The organism is Nocardia jinanensis (assembly GCF_014645735.1).
Classification (GTDB): Bacteria; Actinomycetota; Actinomycetes; order Mycobacteriales; family Mycobacteriaceae; genus Nocardia; species Nocardia jinanensis.
In genome coordinates this window covers 138,353-157,832 of record NZ_BMMH01000012.1, presented here as the reverse complement: position 1 = coordinate 157,832, position 19,480 = coordinate 138,353, and the positions used below count along the sequence as shown (strand labels likewise).

General features: G+C 66.9%; 19 protein-coding genes and 1 pseudogene. 11 read left to right on the top strand and 9 right to left on the bottom strand.

All coding sequences use genetic code 11. The features are described 5' to 3' along the window. Both greA and IEY68_RS25315 read right to left on the bottom strand, forming a co-directional pair. On the bottom strand, nt 1–486 hold a 486-nt coding region (greA, locus tag IEY68_RS25320), incomplete at its 3' end, for a transcription elongation factor GreA (RefSeq protein ID WP_189094496.1). Nucleotides 487–823: 337 nt separating this feature from the next. Continuing rightward, nucleotides 824–1,327: a DUF4307 domain-containing protein gene (locus tag IEY68_RS25315; protein WP_082681319.1), complete on the bottom strand. Its 504-nt coding sequence runs from the start codon at nt 1,325–1,327 to the stop codon at nt 824–826. 121 nt (nt 1,328–1,448) lie between these two features. Here IEY68_RS25315 and mca point away from each other — a divergent pair, with 121 nt between their 5' ends. After that, nucleotides 1,449–2,315, top strand: a complete 867-nt coding sequence (gene mca, locus IEY68_RS25310) for a mycothiol conjugate amidase Mca (RefSeq protein ID WP_058854686.1) — start codon at nt 1,449–1,451, stop codon at nt 2,313–2,315. Next, nucleotides 2,315–2,617 (top strand): hypothetical protein, encoded by a 303-nt coding sequence (locus IEY68_RS25305; RefSeq protein ID WP_058854685.1) that lies wholly within the window; start codon nt 2,315–2,317, stop codon nt 2,615–2,617. The genes mca and IEY68_RS25305 overlap by 1 nt, the downstream gene beginning before the upstream one ends. A gap of 34 nt (nt 2,618–2,651) precedes the next feature. Here the strand turns inward: IEY68_RS25305 and IEY68_RS25300 are convergent, their stop codons facing one another. Continuing rightward, nucleotides 2,652–3,050, bottom strand: a complete 399-nt coding sequence (locus tag IEY68_RS25300; protein ID WP_058854741.1) for an NUDIX hydrolase — start codon at nt 3,048–3,050, stop codon at nt 2,652–2,654. A 365-nt stretch (nt 3,051–3,415) separates the two neighbouring features. After that, nucleotides 3,416–4,027, bottom strand: a complete 612-nt coding sequence (locus tag IEY68_RS25295) for a TetR/AcrR family transcriptional regulator (RefSeq protein WP_058854684.1) — start codon at nt 4,025–4,027, stop codon at nt 3,416–3,418. A gap of 98 nt (nt 4,028–4,125) precedes the next feature. On the opposite strand from IEY68_RS25295, the gene IEY68_RS25290 reads away from it, so the two are divergent. Beyond that, a complete protein-coding gene (locus IEY68_RS25290; protein ID WP_058854683.1) occupies nt 4,126–4,869 on the top strand; it encodes an SDR family NAD(P)-dependent oxidoreductase in 744 nt (247 codons plus the stop codon). A 12-nt stretch (nt 4,870–4,881) separates the two neighbouring features. Here IEY68_RS25290 and arfB read toward each other — a convergent pair whose 3' ends face one another. Then, complete coding sequence (arfB, locus tag IEY68_RS25285) at nt 4,882–5,310, bottom strand: alternative ribosome rescue aminoacyl-tRNA hydrolase ArfB (protein ID WP_058854740.1); 429 nt, start codon at nt 5,308–5,310, stop codon at nt 4,882–4,884. 302 nt (nt 5,311–5,612) lie between these two features. Here arfB and rnhA point away from each other — a divergent pair. From rnhA to IEY68_RS25265, 4 genes and pseudogenes are all read left to right on the top strand, one after another. After that, a pseudogene (gene rnhA / locus IEY68_RS36425) lies at nt 5,613–6,050 on the top strand (ribonuclease HI); the annotation flags it as partial. 419 nt (nt 6,051–6,469) lie between these two features. Further along, complete coding sequence (locus tag IEY68_RS25275) at nt 6,470–6,877, top strand: ArsR/SmtB family transcription factor (protein WP_058854682.1); 408 nt, start codon at nt 6,470–6,472, stop codon at nt 6,875–6,877. A gap of 1 nt (nt 6,878) precedes the next feature. Then, nucleotides 6,879–7,091 (top strand): hypothetical protein, encoded by a 213-nt coding sequence (locus IEY68_RS25270; RefSeq protein WP_063916366.1) that lies wholly within the window; start codon nt 6,879–6,881, stop codon nt 7,089–7,091. 24 nt (nt 7,092–7,115) lie between these two features. After that, the gene (locus IEY68_RS25265; RefSeq protein ID WP_058854681.1) at nt 7,116–7,601 is read left to right on the top strand and encodes an SRPBCC family protein; all 486 of its coding nucleotides are present in this window, start codon (nt 7,116–7,118) and stop codon (nt 7,599–7,601) included. Between the two features lie 216 nt (nt 7,602–7,817). On the opposite strand, the gene IEY68_RS36420 is transcribed toward IEY68_RS25265, so the two are convergent. Beyond that, nucleotides 7,818–8,216, bottom strand: coding sequence for a methyltransferase (locus tag IEY68_RS36420; RefSeq protein WP_267886572.1), 399 nt, complete (start codon nt 8,214–8,216; stop codon nt 7,818–7,820). A 598-nt stretch (nt 8,217–8,814) separates the two neighbouring features. Here IEY68_RS36420 and IEY68_RS25255 point away from each other — a divergent pair. After that, nucleotides 8,815–10,869, top strand: coding sequence for a thioredoxin domain-containing protein (locus IEY68_RS25255; protein WP_058854679.1), 2,055 nt, complete (start codon nt 8,815–8,817; stop codon nt 10,867–10,869). A 121-nt stretch (nt 10,870–10,990) separates the two neighbouring features. On the opposite strand, the gene IEY68_RS25250 is transcribed toward IEY68_RS25255, so the two are convergent. After that, entirely contained in the window at nt 10,991–12,517 is a 1,527-nt protein-coding gene (locus IEY68_RS25250; RefSeq protein WP_229718967.1) for an adenylate/guanylate cyclase domain-containing protein, read from the bottom strand. A gap of 125 nt (nt 12,518–12,642) precedes the next feature. Then, nucleotides 12,643–13,290: a PAQR family membrane homeostasis protein TrhA gene (trhA, locus tag IEY68_RS25245; RefSeq protein ID WP_324609267.1), complete on the bottom strand. Its 648-nt coding sequence runs from the start codon at nt 13,288–13,290 to the stop codon at nt 12,643–12,645. Nucleotides 13,291–13,675: 385 nt separating this feature from the next. Here trhA and IEY68_RS25240 point away from each other — a divergent pair, with 385 nt between their 5' ends. Next, nucleotides 13,676–14,464 (top strand): isoprenyl transferase, encoded by a 789-nt coding sequence (locus tag IEY68_RS25240; protein ID WP_156426154.1) that lies wholly within the window; start codon nt 13,676–13,678, stop codon nt 14,462–14,464. 741 nt (nt 14,465–15,205) lie between these two features. On the opposite strand, the gene coaA is transcribed toward IEY68_RS25240, so the two are convergent. Further along, complete coding sequence (gene coaA, locus IEY68_RS25235) at nt 15,206–16,138, bottom strand: type I pantothenate kinase (RefSeq protein WP_058854677.1); 933 nt, start codon at nt 16,136–16,138, stop codon at nt 15,206–15,208. A gap of 332 nt (nt 16,139–16,470) precedes the next feature. On the opposite strand from coaA, the gene IEY68_RS25230 reads away from it, so the two are divergent. Together IEY68_RS25230 and glyA are read left to right on the top strand one after the other, a co-directional pair. Continuing rightward, nucleotides 16,471–17,670 carry a hypothetical protein gene (locus tag IEY68_RS25230; protein WP_058854676.1) on the top strand — a complete coding sequence of 400 codons (1,200 nt, stop codon included), beginning with the start codon at nt 16,471–16,473 and terminating at the stop codon, nt 17,668–17,670. A 276-nt stretch (nt 17,671–17,946) separates the two neighbouring features. After that, on the top strand, nt 17,947–19,239 hold the full coding sequence (glyA, locus tag IEY68_RS25225) for a serine hydroxymethyltransferase (RefSeq protein ID WP_062999294.1): 1,293 nt from the start codon (nt 17,947–17,949) through the stop codon (nt 19,237–19,239). The last annotated feature ends 241 nt before the right edge of the window (nt 19,240–19,480 follow it).

Genomic DNA, 19,480 nt, shown 5'->3' with positions numbered 1-19,480 from the left:
GTACGGCTCGGCGCTGACCAGCGTCACCTTCATGAGGTTGCCGTTGGGCAGGTTGTACTCGCGGGTCTCGCCGACCTTCGCGTCGATCAGCGCACCGCCGAGCGGGGAGCTGGGGGAGTAGGTCTCCAGGTCCGGGTTGCCCAGACCTTCTTCGCGGGTCGCGATGAGGAAGGTCTCGGTATCGGATTCGTCACCGTCGTAGTAGACCTTCACCACGGACCCGGGCAGGGCGACACCGGACTTCGTGGGAGCCACGCCGACCTTGGCGTTGTTCAGCAGTTCCTGCAGCTGCCGGATCCGGGCTTCCTGCTGGCCCTGTTCCTCGCGCGCCGCGTGGTAGCCGCCGTTCTCCTTGAGGTCGCCTTCTTCGCGACGCTCGTTGATCTCGGCAGCGATGACCGGACGATTGGCGATGAGCGCGTCGAGTTCGCTCTTGAGCCTGTCGTGCGACTCCGGGGTCAGCCAGGTCACTTGGGTCTCAGTCATCTCGATCACTCCCTAGTAGTTGTCCCCGGCAGGCCGGGATTCCCTGATCACTGCGGCAGACCTACCCGCAGGCAGGCATGCTTCAGCAGACGGCCATCGCGATCTGCGGGAAGTTCGAAGAACCCCGACAGGTCTGTGCCGGGACCCTCCCCGATATCGACCGCGCTGGCCGCCAATGCAGCAAACACGGCTCCGAGCCCCGGAACCGTGTGTGAGGCCATTTTAGCATGATTCACAAAAAGGCAGGTCGGAGAAGTTTTTACCGGCGGGTCCGCTTTTCTCGACCTGTTTCCGCGCGTCGAGGCAGTACCCCGCCCGCCCGCGCCGAAACCACAACTCACTCGGTGCGCAGATATCCCGGGACGTGGTCGGTGCAGGTGTAGATGGCCGCGGAGGCCGGGCGTTGGGAGGCTTCGACGACCGTGCTCACCCGGACCGTGTGCTCACCCGCCGTCGGCTGGACCAGCACCTCGCGCCGCCCCACCTCCTCGAGGTCACGGGACATGGCACGCACCAGGCAGACCACCGGCTTCGAGGGGTCGTCGCGGGTGAGGCGGATCTGCACCTCGACCGACGAATCGTCGAGCACGGTGTAGCCGAGTTCCTCGGATTCGATGTCCTTCGGACCGAACTGCGCCCAGCCCAGGTAGGCGATACCGATCCCGGCCAGTACCACCACACCGGTGAGTGCCGAGCCGATCAAGCGGCGATTCGGCCGCGCCGTGCGACGGCCGTAGCGGTCGGCGTACCGGTCCCGCGCGGAATCGGTGGCTTCCGGGGAAGTCGCCGCGGAAGAGCCGGTGGGGTCGGCGCGCCCGGGTTCCGGCGTGGGGTCGGTCATGATTTCGCGCTCCCGGGGGGTAGGTCGGAACAGAATCGGTCCAGATGGAACTATAGGGAATGAAGTCCGAACACCCGCGACCGAGAGCGACGGTGAACGAGAAGTGAGTGGCCTTCGCCTCATGGCGGTGCACGCCCACCCCGACGACGAATCCAGCAAAGGCGGTGCGACCACAGCCCGCTATGCCGACGAGGGACACGACGTCCTCGTCGTTACGCTGACCGGCGGGGAACGCGGCAGCATCCTCAATCCGGCCATGGACACCCCCGGGGTGCTGGAACGGATGGACGAGATCCGGCGCGAGGAGATGGCGGCCGCCTCCGCCGCGCTGGGGGTCCGGCAGACCTGGCTGGGTTTCGTGGACTCGGGGCTGCCCGAGGGCGATCCGCTGCCACCGATACCCGACGGGTCCTTCGCGCTGGTTCCGCTCGAGGAGGCCACCGAGGCGCTGGTGCGTGTGGTCCGGGAGTTCAAACCGCACGTCATGACCACCTATGACGAGATGGGCGGCTACCCGCACCCGGACCATATCCGGTGCCACGAAGTGTCGGTGGCCGCGTACGAGGCCGCCGGCGATCCGGAGAAGTTCCCGGACGCAGGCGAGCCGTGGACACCGCTCAAGCTGTACTACGACCACGGCTTCTCGATCCGGCGGATGGAGGTGTTCGCCGAGGAGTACGAGAAACTGGGTGAACCGTTCCCGCTGCAGGAGTGGCTGGACCGGTCCCGCAAATACGCCGTGGAACGCGGCGACATCATGGCCCGGGTCACCACCCAGGTCGAATGCGGTAAGTACTTCCCGCGCCGCGACGACGCGCTGCGTGCCCACGCCACCCAGGTCGACCCGAACGGCGCGTTCTTCGCCATTCCGCTGGAGATGCAGCAGCGGCTGTGGCCGACCGAGGAATTCGAGCTGGCACGTACCCGGGTGAGCACTGATATCCCGGAAACCGACCTGTTCGCCGGTATCACCGACGAGAACCGCTGATGGCGACTGTGCAGCTCTCGGTATTCGCGACCACGCTGCTGGCGCAGACGCCCGGTACGCCGACCGGTCCGGAATTCGGTAAAGCATCCCCACTCGGTCTGGCGATCGTGCTGATCCTGCTGGCCGGTACCTTCCTGCTGGTCCGCTCGATGAACAAGCATCTGAAGAATCTGCCGGAGACCTTCGAGCCCGAACATCCGGAACCGGACCAGGAAGCCGACGAGGGCACCGAACCGGGGGTGGCGCGGCGCGCCGAGCCGACCGCGAACGGTGGTGCCGACGACCGCGACCGACCGCTGTAGCGCCGGCGATCGGGACCGGCCGGTACAGCGCCGGCTACCAGTCGATGAGATCCAGCCGGTGCAGATGTTCGAAGACGAGCAGTGAACCGGGCGCGACCTCGGGCATGGCGGCGTATTCACCGCCGGTGAAGTAGCGGAATTCGGCGATCTCGCCGAGCGCGCTGGGTTCGGCGGTGACCTCGGCCAGGAAACAGGTCATATGCAGCCGCGTTCCGGCGATGTGCCCATAGGCCTCGGCCTCGAAAACACCCAGTTCGCTCACCGCGGCGACACCGACGCCGAGCTCCTCACGGACCTCCCGGTGCAATGCCTGCAGCGCGCTCTCCCCGGAGTCGATCTTCCCGCCGGCCATGTAGAAGACGGTCTTTCCGGTCGAGCGGGTCTGGATCAGGCGGCGGTCACGGATATGGGCCAGGGCGGCGGTTCTGATCACGGGTCCACGGTAGAAACCCGGATACGCGCGGGACTCGGCAGGGCGGCGGCAGCCGTGAGGGTGGGGAGTGTGCGGCAATAGACGCAGGCCCGCGAAGTCGTTGTTCTGCGCACGCTCGCGATCGGTTCGGCGCCGTCGCTTTTCTGTCGGCAGATTGTCCGATCGGTCGACATCCACGGGGGTGCCCGCCGATTCCGGCGAGCGGCGACAAGAAACCGGACGCCAAGAACGACATCGTTATCGGGGCTGCGAGCGGCTATGGGTGGGAGGACATCGAAGCGTGGGCGATGAGCCTCATTGCGTCCGGTCTCGCTATTGTCAGGGGCATAGGGCCCTCTTTTATCGGCAAGCCGACCCGGGACGGTTCATCTGTCGGGCGAGTCGCCGGAGTGGTCCGGCAGGAGTTGAGCCGCGAGTGATCGCGCCGTGGCCGTGAGTGTGGCCGTGTCCAACCCGGTCCGGCCCATGAAGACGATCCCTTGTTGTGCGGCCAGAAGGGCCCGCGCCAGTGCGATCGGATCCACTTCGGCCGGCAGGTCGCCCTCGCGTTGGGCGCGGGCGACGCAGTCACCGATCAGCGCGGTGGATATTTCGTAGGTGCGGTGGGCGTGGGCGAGGACTTCCGGATCGGCGTTGCCGAGTTCGCAGGTGCTGTTGGCCATCAGGCAGCCACGCCGCGTTCCGGCGCCGGTCGGGTCATCGATCGGTGCCTCGAGGAGCATGCGTAGTGCGTCCACGGCCCGTGGAGCCTCGGCGAGGGCGTTCCGGAGACGGCCATGGTTGTCGTCGGTGTAGCTGTGCAGCGCCCGGAGAAAGAGCTGACGCTTGTCGCCGAACGCTGCATAGAGGCTGCCTTTGCCCAGCCCGCTGACCCGCATCAGGTCTTCCAGCGAGGTCGCGGCGTAACCGGCGCCCCAGAACTGCTCCCGGACGGCGTTCAGTACCTGCTTCTCGTCGAATGCTCGCGGACGTGCCATGCGAACCAGGATACGGATTCTTGACTGCATGGTCCACAACTGCTTATGGTGGACCGTATAGTCAAGAATCCCGTCGCACCTAGGGAAGTGGGAAGCACATGGGAAAGCTGGACAACAAAGTGGCGATCGTGACCGGCGGATCGCGGGGAATGGGGGCGGCGTCGGCGCTGGCGCTGGCCGACGAAGGAGCCGACGTCGCGATAAGCTACTCGTCCTCGGCGGATCAGGCCGAGGCTGTGGTCGCCGACCTGGAGGCAAAAGGGGTCCGCGCGGCGGCCTTCCGGGCAGACCAGTCGGACGCGGCGCAGGCGGCGGGCCTGGTCCACAGCGTGGTCCAGCAGTTCGGAACGCTGGACATTCTGGTCAACAACGCGGGCGTCACCGTCGCCGGCCCGATCGACAGCGAGCTCGACGAGTCGGCCCTGGATCGCCAGCTCGCCATCAACTACACCAGTGTGGTGGCCGCGATCCGGGCGGCGTATCCGCTGCTGCCCGATGGCGGGCGGATCGTGAACATCAGCTCGGGTGTGGGAACACGGGTGGGTTTTCCCGGTATGACCGACTACGCGGGCACCAAGTCGGCCCTCGAGGGCTACAGCCGCGGCGCAGCCCGCGATCTGGCCCACCGGGGCATCACGGTCAACGTCATCCAGCCCGGGTTCATCGACACCGAGATGAACCCCGCCGACGGCCCGGCCGCACCCATGTTCCTTCCGACAACGGCGATGGGGCGGCACGGCAGGCCGGAGGAGATTGCCGCAGGTGTTGTCTTCCTCGCCAGCCCGCAGGCTTCCTACGTCACCGGCGCAGTGCTGAGGATCGACGGCGGATACGGCGCGTAGCGCAACCGCCGGCTAGTCGTCGGGGGAGGCGCGTCGGTTGCGTTTGGTGACGCCGCGCCGCTTCTTCGCGGAGATGCGGCGTTCCTTTGCTCCGCGTGAGGGCTTGGTGGCGCGGCGAACAGGTGGCGGGGCGGCAGCGGCGTCACGCAGTAACGAGGCCAGGCGTTCGCGGGCGGCCGCGCGGTTCTGCAGCTGTGCGCGGTGCTCCGATGCGGCGATCGTGAGCACTCCGTTGGCCAGGCGGGTGGCCAGTCGGTCGAGCATCCGGGTGCGCAGCCGATCCGGGACCGAGGGCGAGTTGGCGAGGTCGAACGACAGCTCTACCCGGCTGTCGGTGGTGTTGACGTGCTGCCCTCCTGGACCTGACGACCGGGAGAATCGTTCGCGTAACTCGGACGCGGGTATCACCAGCACCCGAGTCACGATCAGGTCCTCTGCCATGATCCGACGTCCGATCCGCGAGTCCACTCGGCCACGTCGGCCCAGTCGCGACTGAACGGTAACCTTGTCGTTCACGATAGCGATGACCTTGTCGGCAGATAACAAGCAGGCCGTCCGCATATGCGGCTTATCGCGGCGGTGTGGACCTGTGCGTCGCTTCATGTCGGCCGAGGCCGGGTATCGGATTCCGGTTGATGAACAAGGTTGAGCGACCACTCGGCGTCGATCCGGGGTCATTGCGGGACCGCCCCTCGGCGCGAAAGCTGCTCGATCCGAGCAACTTCGGGTGAATCGACGCTAGCCTGACGGGCGTGGAGGTCGAAATCTATACCGATGGTGCGTGTAGTCCGAATCCGGGGCCCGGTGGGTGGGGCGCAGTGCTTCGGTTCGGTCGGCACGAGAGAGAAATCTTCGGTGGGGATCCGGGTCCCACGACCAATAATCGGATGGAGTTGACAGCGCCGATCGAAGCGCTGGAGCGGCTCACGAGGGCCTCGGAGGTTCGGGTCTATACCGACAGCACCTATGTGCGCGACGGCATCACCGCATGGGTACGGAAGTGGCAGGCCAATGGTTGGGTGACCACGAAGAAGGAGCCGGTCAAGAATGCCGACCTGTGGAAACGGCTGATGGAAGCGTGCGCACCGCATGAGATCGAATGGAAATGGGTGAAAGGGCATGCCGGGCACCCCGAGAACGAACGGGCGGACCGCTTGGCTGTTCGCGGTGCGTGCGAGGCCGGTGGAGTCGAGGAGCAGCCTGGTAAGGCTGTCCGTCGTGATCACGCTGTCCGCAAGCCGGCCATGGTGACCGGTGGGCGTTGCCGAGCCACCACCAAGGCGGGTGTTCCCTGCCCCACGGACGCCGGACTGTCCGGGCTCTGCCATATTCACGATCCTGCTCTGCAGTGCGCGGCAATGACCACGAAGGGCAGGCCCTGCGGTATCGCGACCGGTGGCGGCCGGTGCAAAACGCATCAGGGGGCGGAGCGTATGCCCGAGTCCGAGGCGCAGCCGGAACTCGGCTTGCTGGATTTGAAGGGTGATTCGACCGGTGGGACGAGACACCTTCCAACGTAGACGTTGGTACCGATCCGCTGTGGGATGGCCAAGATGCCAGCACTGACTTATATAAGTAAGAGCTGATACGATCCATACTTGTGCACGCGTTCGACATCCTCGGCGACCCGGTGCGCCGGCGCATTCTGGAGCTGCTCGCAGACGGTGAGCAGACCTCTGGCGCGATCACGGACGTGATCCGCTCCGAGTTCGGACTCTCCCAGCCGGCTGTCTCACAGCATCTGCGCGTGCTGCGTGACAGCGGGTTCGCGTCGGTGCGACCCGAGGGTGCTCGGCGGTTCTACGCCGTCGAGCCCGGGCCGTTGAGTGAGGTCGACGTATGGCTGGACCGGTTTCGCCGGTTCTGGGAACAACGTCTCGACGCCCTGGAAACCGAGCTGGCCCGGGGCCGGCGTGCAGCTCGGACTCCGGCTGGTGGGGAATCCGCGCGACCGGCCGGGTCCGGCGCCGATGCGGACAAGACCGATCCATCAGCGAAGGGACCCTGATATGAAAGACATATTCCTCGCCCTGGCTCGGATGTTGGCCGGCGGCGAGAGCGTCGGCCACGAGGAGCTTCAGAAGTCGTCCGAAGGGCGCGAGTTCATCCGGCGCAGCGCTGCGTCCTGGGGCGAGGCTCACCTGGCGGCCGGTGGCGAACCGGGGCAAGTCGCGGCAGCGGTCGAGGCCACCACCACGTTCTACGCACCCGATCCGACCTGACATCCCCGCTGAGGAGTGCGCGCCATGAAGTACACCAACTCGATCGAGATCGCGCTGCCGCGAGAGAAAGTGGCCCAACTGCTCGCCGACCCGGCACACCTACCGAAGTGGCTGCGAGGCGTGGTGCTGCATGAGCCCGTGAAGGGGATGCACGGGCAGCTCGGCACCAGGTCGCGGGTTGTGATGCAGTCGGGGAAGCGGGAGATCGAGTGCACCGAAACGATCACACGCCGGGATCCGGCGGACCTGCACGGCATTCCGAAAGAGAGCGTCGTTCACTTCGACCGTGAGATCGTCGGCGCGGGTATGTGGAGCGTCGTACGCGATCGACTGACCGAAGCCGATCCGGAGATGACACTCTGGGAGCAAGAGAGCGAATACCGGTTCGACGGTCTGTTGATGCGGCTGGTGGGGCTTCTGATGCCCGGCTCTTTCCGCAAGCAGTCGCAGCAGCATATGCAGGATTTCAAGGCGTTCGCCGAACAGGGGAAGGATGTCCGCGAGCACTGAAACCTGGGATCGGTAACGGACCCGGCGGACGTAACTCTCGCCCGTCAGGTGCTCGCGGCCACGGCCGACGGCCTGGAGGTGGACCGGGAGCGCGTGCACGCCGGGGCGTGCTCTCCGGGCCGTGGAAGAGGTCGCCTGGTTCGTCGGGGACGGGCGGCTCGCCGATGTCGGCGCGTACCGCGAGGTCGTCGCGGCCCTGGCGTGAGTCGGGATCCGTTACGGTATGTGCGCCTCGATGAACGAGTACTGCTCCGGCGTGGGCACGATCCGATCCAGGGTGAGCCCGGCGGCGGTGAAAAGCTCCGCGAACTCGGTGGCGCTGCGTTCCTTGCCGGTGTTCATGCCGAGCATGGTCAGGTCGATCAGTTTGGTGGCGTGCGGTTCGTCGCCGGGTGGAACGAGGCCCTCGATCAGCACCACCCGCGCGCCCGGCGCCGCGGCACTCTTGATGGAGTGCAGGATACGGATAAAGGAGGCATCGTCCCAGTCGTGCATGATCGCGGCCAGCACGTAGACATCGGCGGACGGTACGGACTCGAAGAAGTCCCCGGAAACAGCGTCGATGCGATCGGTCATCCCGAGCTCCGTGAGCTTCTTCCGCGCGGTCTCGACTATCTCGGGCAGGTCGGTGTGTCCTTCCGCCGGGACGGTGCCCGGTTGCGCGATGAACTGCCGGCCCTTCGAGGCGAGTCCGGTGTCGGTGCCGGTCCGTGGCGGGGCCGTGCCGCCACGAGCGCGACGGTAGCGAAACCGGCTCTGGCTCGCAGAGTCCGGCGACGCCGTTATGGCGGTGCCCGAACGCCGGTGTGACCCGTCGATACGTGGGGTCAGTAGGCGAATCAGTCCCGGCCCGGCATGGTCCGGCGCACTTCACCGGCGACACTGCCGTCACACTTTCGTCACAACTCGTGAAGGTAAACCACCCCAACAGCTGAATCTTGTGGAGACGTCTCCCGATGGAAGCCGCCGCTATCGCGCGGGGCGCAGGCGGTGCCGCTGGCGACTTGGTCCAGTGGCTCTCATTCCGCGACGCGTGGGTCTTGTTCGGCGGGGGCAGTTGCACGAGGTGATGGCGCACTACTCTTGATGTGATGGCGCACTAGTTGGCGGTGCTCTGAGTGGGTTGGTTGTTGCTATTTCGGCAAGCCCGACTCTCAGGGTCGGGGCGCGCCTGTGTGGAGGACGCGATGTGTCGACTTGATTCAGGAGGTTGATGGGCGTGAATCAATTGGGTAGTGCCACATCGCCTTACCTGCGTCAGCATGCGGGAAATCCGGTGGATTGGCGGGAGTGGAATGCCGAGGCGCTGGCGGAGGCAGCCGAGCGGGACGTGCCGATTCTGCTATCGGTGGGGTACGCGAGTTGTCATTGGTGTCATGTGATGGCCTACGAATCGTTCGCCGACGAAGCCACCGCCGCGCAGATGAACGCCGAATTCGTCTGTATCAAGGTCGACCGCGAGGAGCGTCCGGACCTGGACGCGGTGTACATGAACGCCACGGTCGCGATGACCGGCCAGGGCGGCTGGCCGATGACCTGTTTCCTGACCCCGGCGGGCGAGCCGTTCTACTGCGGTACCTACTACCCGAAGGTGCCGCGCGGCGGAATGCCGTCGTTCACCCAATTGCTCACGGCGATCACCGATACCTGGCGTAACCGCCGGGCCGATGTCGACAACGCGTCCGAACAGGTGGCCGCGGCTCTGCGCGAGCAGGCGGGCGGGATCCCGAAATCCGAGCTCACCGTCACCGCCGAACTGCTGGACCACTCCGTCGCCGCGGTCCTGCGCGATTTCGACGAGACCAACGGCGGTTTCGGCGGCGCGCCGAAATTCCCGCCGGCCGCGCTGCTGGAGGGCCTGTTGCGCAACTGGGAACGGACCGGCGATCCCGCGGTGCGGGCCGTCGTGGATCGTACCGCCGAAGCCATGGCCCGCGGCGGTATCTACGACCAGTTGCGCGGCGGTTTCGCCCGCTATTCGGTGGATGCGGCCTGGGTGGTGCCGCATTTCGAGAAGATGCTCTACGACAATGCGCAACTGCTGCGGTTCTACGCGCACCTCGCGCGCCGGAGTCCCGGTGACCGGCTGCCGCGCCGGATCACCGAGGAACTGGTGGGTTTCCTGCTCGACGATCTGTCCACGGCCCACGGTTTCGCCTCGGCCCTGGACGCCGACACCCATGTGGAGCCGGGTGAGCCCGGAGTGGAGGGCGCGACCTATGTCTGGAATCCCGCCGAGTTGATCGGGGAGTTGGGTCCCATCGAGGGCGCGTGGGCCGGGGAGGTTTTCGGGGTCACGACGGCGGGAAACTTCGAACAGGGTTGTTCGGTGCTCACCCTGCGCACCGACGCGGAGGACGGGGACCGGTTCGACCGGGCCCGCACCGCGCTGCGCGCCGCGCGGGAACGACGCCCGCAACCCGATCGCGACGACAAGGCGGTCACTGCCTGGAACTGTATGGCGATCACCGCGCTCTGCGAGGCCGCCCGCGCACTCGACCGGCGCGACTGGTTCGACGCCGCCTACGACCTCGCCCGAGTGATTCTCGAACGGCATGTCGTGGACGACCGAGTGGTGCGCGCCTCGCTCGGCGGAGTCGCCGGTAACGCGCCGGGTGTGCTCGAGGACTACGCCTGGCTGGCCACCGCGCTGCTGGCTCTGCACCAGTACTCCGGCTCGGCCGGTTGGCTACCGGATATCCACCGGATCCTGGATTCGGCCATCGCGCATTTCGCCGACCCGGACGCGCCCGGCAGCTGGTTCGATACGGCCGACGACGCCGAAACACTCATCGCGCGTCCCCGGGATCCGATCGACGGCGCCACCCCCGCCGGGGCGTCGGTGCTGGCCGAGGCGCTGCTGACCGCGTCGGCCGTCGTCGAACCGGACCACGCCGCCCGCTATCGCGAACTGGCCGAACACACTCTGGCGCGCGGTGCGATGGTGCTGGCGAAGGCACCCCGATCGGCCGGACAGTGGCTGACGGTGGCCGAGGCCGCACTACAGGGTCCGCTGCAGATCGCCATCTCCACCACGGGCTACCAGCCGGTGGGTGATGCGGAACTGCTGGCGGTCGCCCGGGAATACGCGCCGGGCGGCGCCGTCGTCGTCCGGGCCGATGTGGATACCGTCCCACTGCTCACCGATCGGCCCTCGATCGAGGGCACCGCGGCGGCTTACGTATGCCGCGGTTCGGTCTGTGATCTGCCGGTGACCACTCCCGCCGCGCTGCGCGCCGCGCTGACCGGCCCCGTGGCCTCCGCGTAGCGGCCGATCGGTACCGGTCGGCCGCGGGCGCGTGCGCCCGACCGGTGCTGTGGCCGCGGCGTAGGGACCGACCGGGGCCGCACGGGAGGCCTGACGGCGCTGTGGCCTTCGCAGGGGAGAGTCAGTGTGGCGCGGTGTCTTCGCGGTCCGTCCAGGACGGGGTCGGCGCATCGATACCGCGTAGCGCGACGGCCCCGTACTTCACCCATCCGGCGCGTTCGGTCGCGGTGGCGGCATCGATGACGCTCTGCGAGACCAGGATGCGCCGGGGCACCTCTTTGGCCCGATTGGTGAGCCGGGCCGCCGCGTTCACCGCGTCCCCGATCACCGTGTACTCGCGGCGGGTGTCGGTGCCGATATCCCCGGCGAACACCCGGCCCCGGGCCACGCCGATCCCGATATCGAATTCGCCGGCCGCCAGGATCTCGTCACGGATCCGGCGGGCCGCGCGCAGGGCGGGAGTCGCATTGTCGGCCAGCGCGATCGGGGCGCCGAAGATACACAGCGCCGCGTCGCCCTCGAACTTGTTCACCAGGCCGTCGTTCTCTTCGGTCGCGGCGACCACGATGGTCATCAGCCGGTTGAGCATGGCTACGAATTCCTGCGGCGGCAGGCCGGTGGAGATCGCCACCGACCCGGTGACGTCCACGAACAGTGCCGAAACCTCCCGCACATCACCGGTGAGATCGATACCACCGGCCAGCGCCCGTTCGGCCACTTCCTCGCCCACGTGGCGCCCGAACACATCGCGCATCCGGAGCCGTTCGCGCAGATTCGCCGACATCTCGTTGACCGAATGCTCGAGCCGGCCGATCTCACTGGCACTGCCGACCGAGACCCGGACGTCGAGATCGCCCCGGGTGATCCGGTCCACCGCGATCCGCAATGTCCGCAGCGGCGCGGCCACGGCGCGGGCCAGCGCCCAGGTGGCCAGCACACCGACGAGGAGACTGATCGCCGCGAGATAGATACCGGTCCGGATGCGGTGTTCCATGGAAGTGGCGGGATCGGCCAGCACCACGATCAGCGCGCTGAGCGGCATAGCGCCCGAGACGGCCCAGGCCAGGGCCACCCGGATGAATACCGAGGAGCTCCAGTGCATGGTCGCGCCGAGCACCCCGGCGACAATCGGCACCACGGGCCGGATCACCCGGTCCACGACCAGATAGGTGATACCCGCGGATTCGAGCCCGCCGATGGAGAACATGGCCAGCAGGACGGTGAGATCGTTCTCGGTGGTGAGCCCGGCGAGCAGGATCGCCGACAGCACCACCCCGGGCGCCCACATCAGCAGCGAGCGGATGGTGATCGCGAGCGGTAGGTGCAGGATCCGCCGCGCCTCCTCGGGCGTCGGTTTACGGGAGCCGTCCAACCAGGAGAAATAGCTCATCCGGTCCCGGACGGCGAGCACGATCCCGAACAGCGACGCGACGGTCGGGTAGACGGTGACCATGATCAGCCCGCTCAACTGATCGGAGCCGACACGGCCGGGGAATCCGATGAGTATCAGCTGGGTGACGATCACCGCGAGACCGCTCAGATGCGCGGCGATGACAACCGAGGCCAGCCCCCAGCGGGCGCGGACGGTCCACTGCATCAGCCGGGTGATCATCCTGGACCGGGGCCGGGACCCGAGACTGTAGGACATCGGAGAGCTACCCGCGGTGGCCGCTGGAGCACGGGCGGCCGGTATCGAAGGACACGAACAAGGAGCCTAATCGACGCAGCTGGGCATATGTCCGTGAACGACCTCGCCCGGCGGGCGCGAACCGGTCAACCGAGCAGTACCAGCCAGACCGCCGCGTAATGGCAGAGGGCGGCCACCACCGTAGCGGCATGGAAGAACTCGTGGTGACCGAAGGTGCTCGGCCAGGGATTGGGCCAGCGGGTCGCGTAGAGAATCGCGCCGACGCTGTAGGCCAGCCCACCGGCGACCAGCAGCAATACCGCGGGCAGACCGACCGACCGATAGAGTTCGCCGCCGACCGGCACCACCGCCCAGCCCAGCAGCAGATACAGCGGCACACCCACCCAGCGCGGGGCGTGCGGCCACAGCACTTTCAACGCCGCCCCGGCCAGCGCGCCCGTCCACACCACCGCGAGCAGGATCGGGCCGGTCGGGTCGGGCAGCCCGAGCAAGGCGAACGGGGTGTAGGTGCCCGCGATGAAAAGGAAGATCATCGAATGGTCGGCGCGTTTCATCCGGGTCCGCGCCTGGACCGTGGCCCAGGTGATGCGGTGATAGACGGCGCTGACCCCGAACAAGGCGATGATGGTGAGCCCGTAGACCAGCGTCGCCACGACCGCGGTCGCCGATACCGTGGCCGCCGCCGCGACCAGGGCGATCACGGCCAGCGCGGCGATACCGGTGGCCCAGGTGTGGATCCAGCCGCGCATCCGGGGTTTGACCAGCGCGACCAGGGAGTCGGCCGGATTGGGGACCGGATCGTCGTTGTCCTGGCCGGCCCGCGCATCGACCTCGGCGTCGAGGACGGCGCCGGGCGGATCGAGATCGCCGCGGTCCGAGGGACCGCCGGGGGACTGGTCGGGCACGTTACCTCCTGGTCGGCTCTGCGCTGGACCGCCTTCGACGGTAGCGCGGCGGGTCCGGCCGCCGGGCCGGGGCCGCGGACAGTAGCGACCCGGCCCGCGATCGATACGCAACCCATGGGTAACCTACGGCGGCGTAGGTTGCTCTCGGTAGTACTGTACCGGCTCGGCCCCGGACACGGGCAGTCTCGCCCCCGGCCGTGGGCGCCACCGCATTCCGCGGCAACTAGGGACCCGGAACGGAAAAGGCGTACTGTTGTTCGTCGTGGAATTTCCGAGTCGGCTGCGGGGCTTTCCCTATCGCATCTACGAGGCCCGTCTGGCCAAGCAGCTTGCGGATAAACAGCATCCGCGCCATGTTGCGGTGGTGTGCGACGGCAACCGCCGCTGGGCCCGGGAGAACGGGTTCACCGATATCACGCACGGGCACCGCGTCGGTGCCTTGAAAGTCGCCGAACTGGTCAGCTGGTGCGAAGCCGAAGGAATCGAACTCGTCACCGTCTACCTGCTCTCCACCGAAAACCTCAGCCGTGGCCAGGAAGAGCTGGAAACCCTCTTCGAAGTCATCACCGATGTCGTCGAAGAACTGGCCGCCCCGGAACAGAACTGGCGGGTTCGCATCGTCGGCACCCTCGACGGTCTCCCCGACCTGGTCGCCAAACGTATGCGCACCGCCACCGAACGGACCCGAGAACGTACCGGCACCCACGTCAACGTCGCCATCGGCTACGGCGGCCGCCAAGAAATCGCCGACGCGGTCCGCCAACTGGTCCGCCAGGAGATATCGGCCGGCGAAACAGGCGAAGACCTGGTCCAATCCATCACGGTCAGCGCCATCGGGCAGCACCTCTACACCTCGGGCCAACCCGACCCCGACCTGGTGATCCGCACTTCGGGCGAACAACGACTCTCGGGCTTCCTGCTCTGGCAGAGCGCCTACTCCGAGATCTGGTTCACGGAGGTCTACTGGCCGGAATTCCGCCGAGTCGATTTCCTGCGCGCCCTCCGCGACTACGCGGCCCGCCACCGCCGCTACGGCACCTGAGCTGTGTTTATTTGCGGCGCCTGCGGCGCCGCGGGGCGGGGCCCTATTAACCCCGGTTCTTCACTCCTTCGCTCAGTCGCTGCGCTCCTTCGCTACGTCGCTCCAGAACCGGGGCGGGCCCCGCCACTGAGGGGGACCATCCGGAGTAGACGGAAGGTTCGTGTGGAGGTGTACTCGACCAGCCTGGGCAGGCTCACGACTCTGTTGATACTCGATCGTCGCCGATCTACGGATGGCCGACCGCACATCGCACGCTATCGGTCGCTGCGGTCCTCCGCTCGGTCGCTGCAGAACCGGGGCGGGTCCCGCCTATTGAGGTGGACTATCCGGGGTAGACGGAAGGTTCGTGTGGAGGTGTACTCGACCAGCCTGGGCAGGCTCACGACTCTGTTGATACTCGATCGTCGCCGATCTACGGATGGCCGACCGCACATCGCACGCTATCGGTCGCTGCGGTCCTCCGCTCCGTCGCTCCAGAACCGGGGCGGGCCCCGACCTTTGCGGGCCGTACGAGTCGGCGCCGAGACGGTGTGACGGTTCGTCAGGCGATCGGATGCGCGGGCTGCCGCGAATCCGGGAAGTGATGGACCCGGCGGAACGGGCGGGTGCCATCAGTGAATGGCGGCAATTGCGGTGTGGTGGGGCGAGGCGCTCCATTCGATGGGTTGTGTCGCCGGGCGAAGTCGGAAGTCGTGTGCGTTCGATCAGATCCGCGGGTCGGGGGCGACTCCGCCGTTGTGATCACAACTTCCTCAATCGCAACCGGTTGATGGTGTGGTCCGAGTCCTTGCGCAGGACCAGGGTCGCGCGGGGGCGGGTGGGCAGGATGTTGTCCACCAGGTTGGGACGGTTGGTGGAGTTCCAGATATCCTTGGCCGCCGCTGTCGCCTCCTCGTCGGTGAATTTGGCGTAGTGGTGGAAATGCGCTTTCGGGTCGGCGAATCCGGTCGCCCGTAAGCTGAGGAACCTTCGCACGTACCAGGTTTCGATATCCTCGATCCGGGCGTCGACATAGATCGAGAAGTCGAAGAGGTCCGAGACCATGAGCCGGGGGCCGGTCTGCAATACATTCAGGCCCTCGACAATGAGGATATCCGGCTGGTGTACACAGTGGAATTCGCCCGGGACGATATCGTAGGAGATATGTGAATAGACCGGTGCGCATACTTCTTCGGCACCCGATTTCACTTCGGTGACGAATCGCAGCAGTTTGCGGCGGTCGTAACTCTCCGGGAACCCTTTACGATGCATGAGTCCGCGCCGGATGAGTTCCGCTGTGGGATACAGGAATCCGTCGGTGGTCACCAGATCGACGCGGGGATGGTGATCCCAGCGGGCCAGCAGCGCCTGCAGGACGCGAGCGGTGGTGGATTTGCCCACCGCCACACTGCCGGCGACCCCGATCACGAAAGGCACCTGTTTGTCCGGATGCGATTCCCCGAGGAAGGTGGCGGTGGCCGCGAAGAGCCGCTGTCTGGCTGCCACCTGCAGATGGATGAGTCGTGCCAAGGGTAGGTAGACCTCGGCCACTTCTTCCAGATCGATCTGTTCGCCCAGACCCCGCAGCCCGACCAGTTCCTCTTCGGTGAGCACCAGTGGAGTCGATTTGCGCAGATCCCGCCAGCGTTTCCGGTCGAATTCCACATACGGACTCGGCTCGCTCGCCTTGGCCATCTACTCAGCGCTCCACTCTGCCGGACACTCGTGTTCACGGTGCCGTTCTCGTGGGACGCCGCCGCTGCGGCTGTCGCGACCCCGGCAGGTCCGGCCCTCTGGCTGTGCCCTCATGGCTGAATTCTGCCCCTCACAGGGGAGCGGGTGAGCGAGGGGGTCCATTACAGGTTGTTATGACAGGAGCGTCCGGCGGGGATCGGGACATGCGGCCGATGGCCGAACCACGCCGTGGCCGGGAAGCGGGGACGCGGCCGGGCATATCGACCTGTGCGCTCCTGATGTGCCCGATCGCCGATGCGCTTCGTCCGCCTGCGCCCATTAGGGTCGGTGCCATGGAAGCCCATCCCCTGGTAATCGAATACCTGCGGCTCGGTCTGGCATTCGACCGGATAGAAGAGGGATTCGTCGACGCCTACACAGCCGACCCCCGGTTGCGGCAGGAGATCGAGAACGCACCGAAGCCCGAACCCCGGGACCTGGCTCGCACGGCCGCGCGGTTGCGCGCGGAACTGCCGAACGCGGGTTTGACCGCCGAGCGCACCGAGTTCATCGATGTGCATCTGCGGGCGCTGGAATGTTCGGGCCGCAAGTTCGCCGGAGACGAGATCGGTTTCGTCGACGAGGTCCGCGCCTACTTCGATGTGGAGATCGCGCCCGGTGACCCCGGCGACTACCAGGATGCGCACCGGAAGATCGACGAGGTCCTGGGCGGCTCAGGGCCACTGATCGACCGGATGGCCGCTCACCGCAAAGTCGACGAGATCCCGCCGGACCGGCTCGAGGCCTGCGTCGAGGCGTTCTCCGGCGCGCTACGCGAACTGGTGCGCGGCCGGTACCCGCTGCCCGATCACGAACACGTCACCTACGAGGTGGTCGGTGACAAGCCCTGGTCCGGATTCAACTATTACCTCGGCAACTACCGGTCGAAGGTCGCGATCAACTCCGATCTGCGCCAGCACATGGCGAATCTCCCGCGGCTCATCTCGCACGAGTCCTATCCCGGCCATCACACCGAACACTGCCGTAAAGAAGCCGGCCTGGTGGCCGCCGGACAGGCCGAACAGACCATCTTCCTGGTGAACACCCCGCAGTGCCTGATGGCCGAGGGTCTCGCCGACCTGGCGTTGCGCTCGATCGTCGGACCCGGATGGGGCCGGTGGGCGCAGGAGATCTACGCCGACCTGGGGTTGCGGTTCGACGGGGAACGCGCGGAGCGGCTCGCCGAAGCCTCCGGACAGCTGCTCGGAGTCCGGCAGGACGCGGCGCTGATGCTGCACGACCAGGGCAGGGACGCCGACGAAGTGGCCGCCTTCCTGGAGCGCTGGTCGCTCACCACCGCCGACCGGGCCCGGCAGTCACTGCGCTTCCTGTCCTCGCCGCTGTGGCGGGCCTACGTCAGCACCTACGTGGAGGGATACAAACTGCTGGGCGGCTGGCTGGATCGCGCCGCGGACGAGGACGAACGCGCCGACCGCTTCCGCAGGCTGCTCGACGAGCCCCTCATCCCGTCCACACTCCGTGCCGCTGCCTGACCAGGTGCCCGGATCGCGGCTTCTCCGCGGGGTCGTGAGCGCCCCGAACCGGCGACCGTCCATCGCCTGTAGCGCCGTGACCTAGCTCCCTGAATGGTCGGCATTCGCAGGTGGGGCTCGCCCCGGTTCTGGAGCGACAGAGCGAAGGAGCGCAGCGACCGAGCGGCGGAGTGAAGAACCGGGTTGACAGGGCCCCGCCCCGCGGCGCCGAAGGCGCCGCAAATATAGACACAGCCCGGTTCCTGGGTGCGCGGGCGCGGCTCATACACTGACCTGGTGACGCAGACGACCGCCTCTGTCAATACTCAATCTCTCGGTGAGCTCGATCCGGAGCTCGCGACCGCGATGGCGGGTGAGCTCGCCCGCGAACGCGACACCTTGGAGATGATCGCGTCGGAGAACTTCGTTCCGCGCGCAGTGCTGCAGGCCCAGGGCAGTGTGCTCACCAACAAGTACGCCGAGGGTTATCCCGGTCGCCGCTACTACGGCGGCTGTGAACATGTCGATGTGGTCGAGAATCTCGCCCGGGAACGCGCCAAGGCGCTGTTCGGTGCCGACTTCGCGAATGTGCAGCCGCATTCCGGTGCGCAGGCCAACGCCGCGGTGCTGATGTCGCTGCTCGATCCGGGCGATCGTCTGCTCGGCCTCGATCTGGCCCACGGCGGCCACCTCACCCACGGGATGCGGCTGAACTTCTCCGGCAAACTCTACGAAGTCCACTCCTACGGGGTCGCCGAAGAAGACCACCGGGTGGATATGGACAACGTGCGGGCCATCGCACGGGATTCGCGGCCGAAGGTGATCGTCGCCGGTTGGTCGGCGTATCCGCGGCACCAGGATTTCGCGGCGTTCCGGGAGATCGCCGACGAGGTGGGCGCCTACCTGTGGGTGGATATGGCGCATTTCGCCGGACTGGTCGCCGCCGGACTGCATCCCTCCCCGGTACCGCACGCCGATGTCGTGTCCTCCACCGTCCACAAGACTCTCGGTGGCCCCCGTTCGGGTCTCATCCTGGCGAAACAGGATTACGCCAAGAAGCTCAACAGCTCGGTGTTCCCCGGCCAGCAGGGCGGGCCGCTGATGCACGTCATCGCGGCGAAAGCGGTCGCCTTCAAGATCGCCGGCACCCCCGAGTTCGCCGAACGCCAGCAGCGCACGCTGACCGGTGCCAAGATCCTCGCCGAACGCCTCACCGGCGCCGACGTAGCGGGTAAGGGCATCAGCGTCCTCACCGGTGGCACCGATGTCCACCTGGTCCTGGTCGATCTGCGCAATTCCGACCTCGACGGCCAGCAGGGCGAGGATCTGCTGCACGAGGTCGGCATCACGGTGAACCGTAACGCGGTCCCCTTCGACCCCCGCCCGCCGATGGTCACCTCCGGCCTGCGTATCGGCACCGCCGCCCTGGCCACCCGCGGCTTCGGCGATACCGAATTCACCGAGGTCGCCGATATCATCGCCACCGCCCTGTCCGGCGGCGCCGACCTCGACGCCCTGCGCGGCCGAGTCAAGAAACTGGCCAACGACTTCCCGCTCTACCAGGGCCTGGAGGACTGGAACCTGCTGTAATACTGGCGCCGCCTCCGGCGGCGCGGGTCGGGGCCCTATTAACCCCGGTTCTTCACTCCTTCGCTCAGTCGCTGCGCTCCTTCGCTACGTCGCTCCAGAACCGGGGCGGGCCCCGACCACGGAGGTTGGCAGTTCGGGGGAGCAGAGATCTCTGGTGGGGTGGTCCGATACCGGACCACCCCACCAGTTTTTTCGGACGGTCGAGCCCCGGTCGGTGCGCGGCTCGAGGATCGAGGCATGC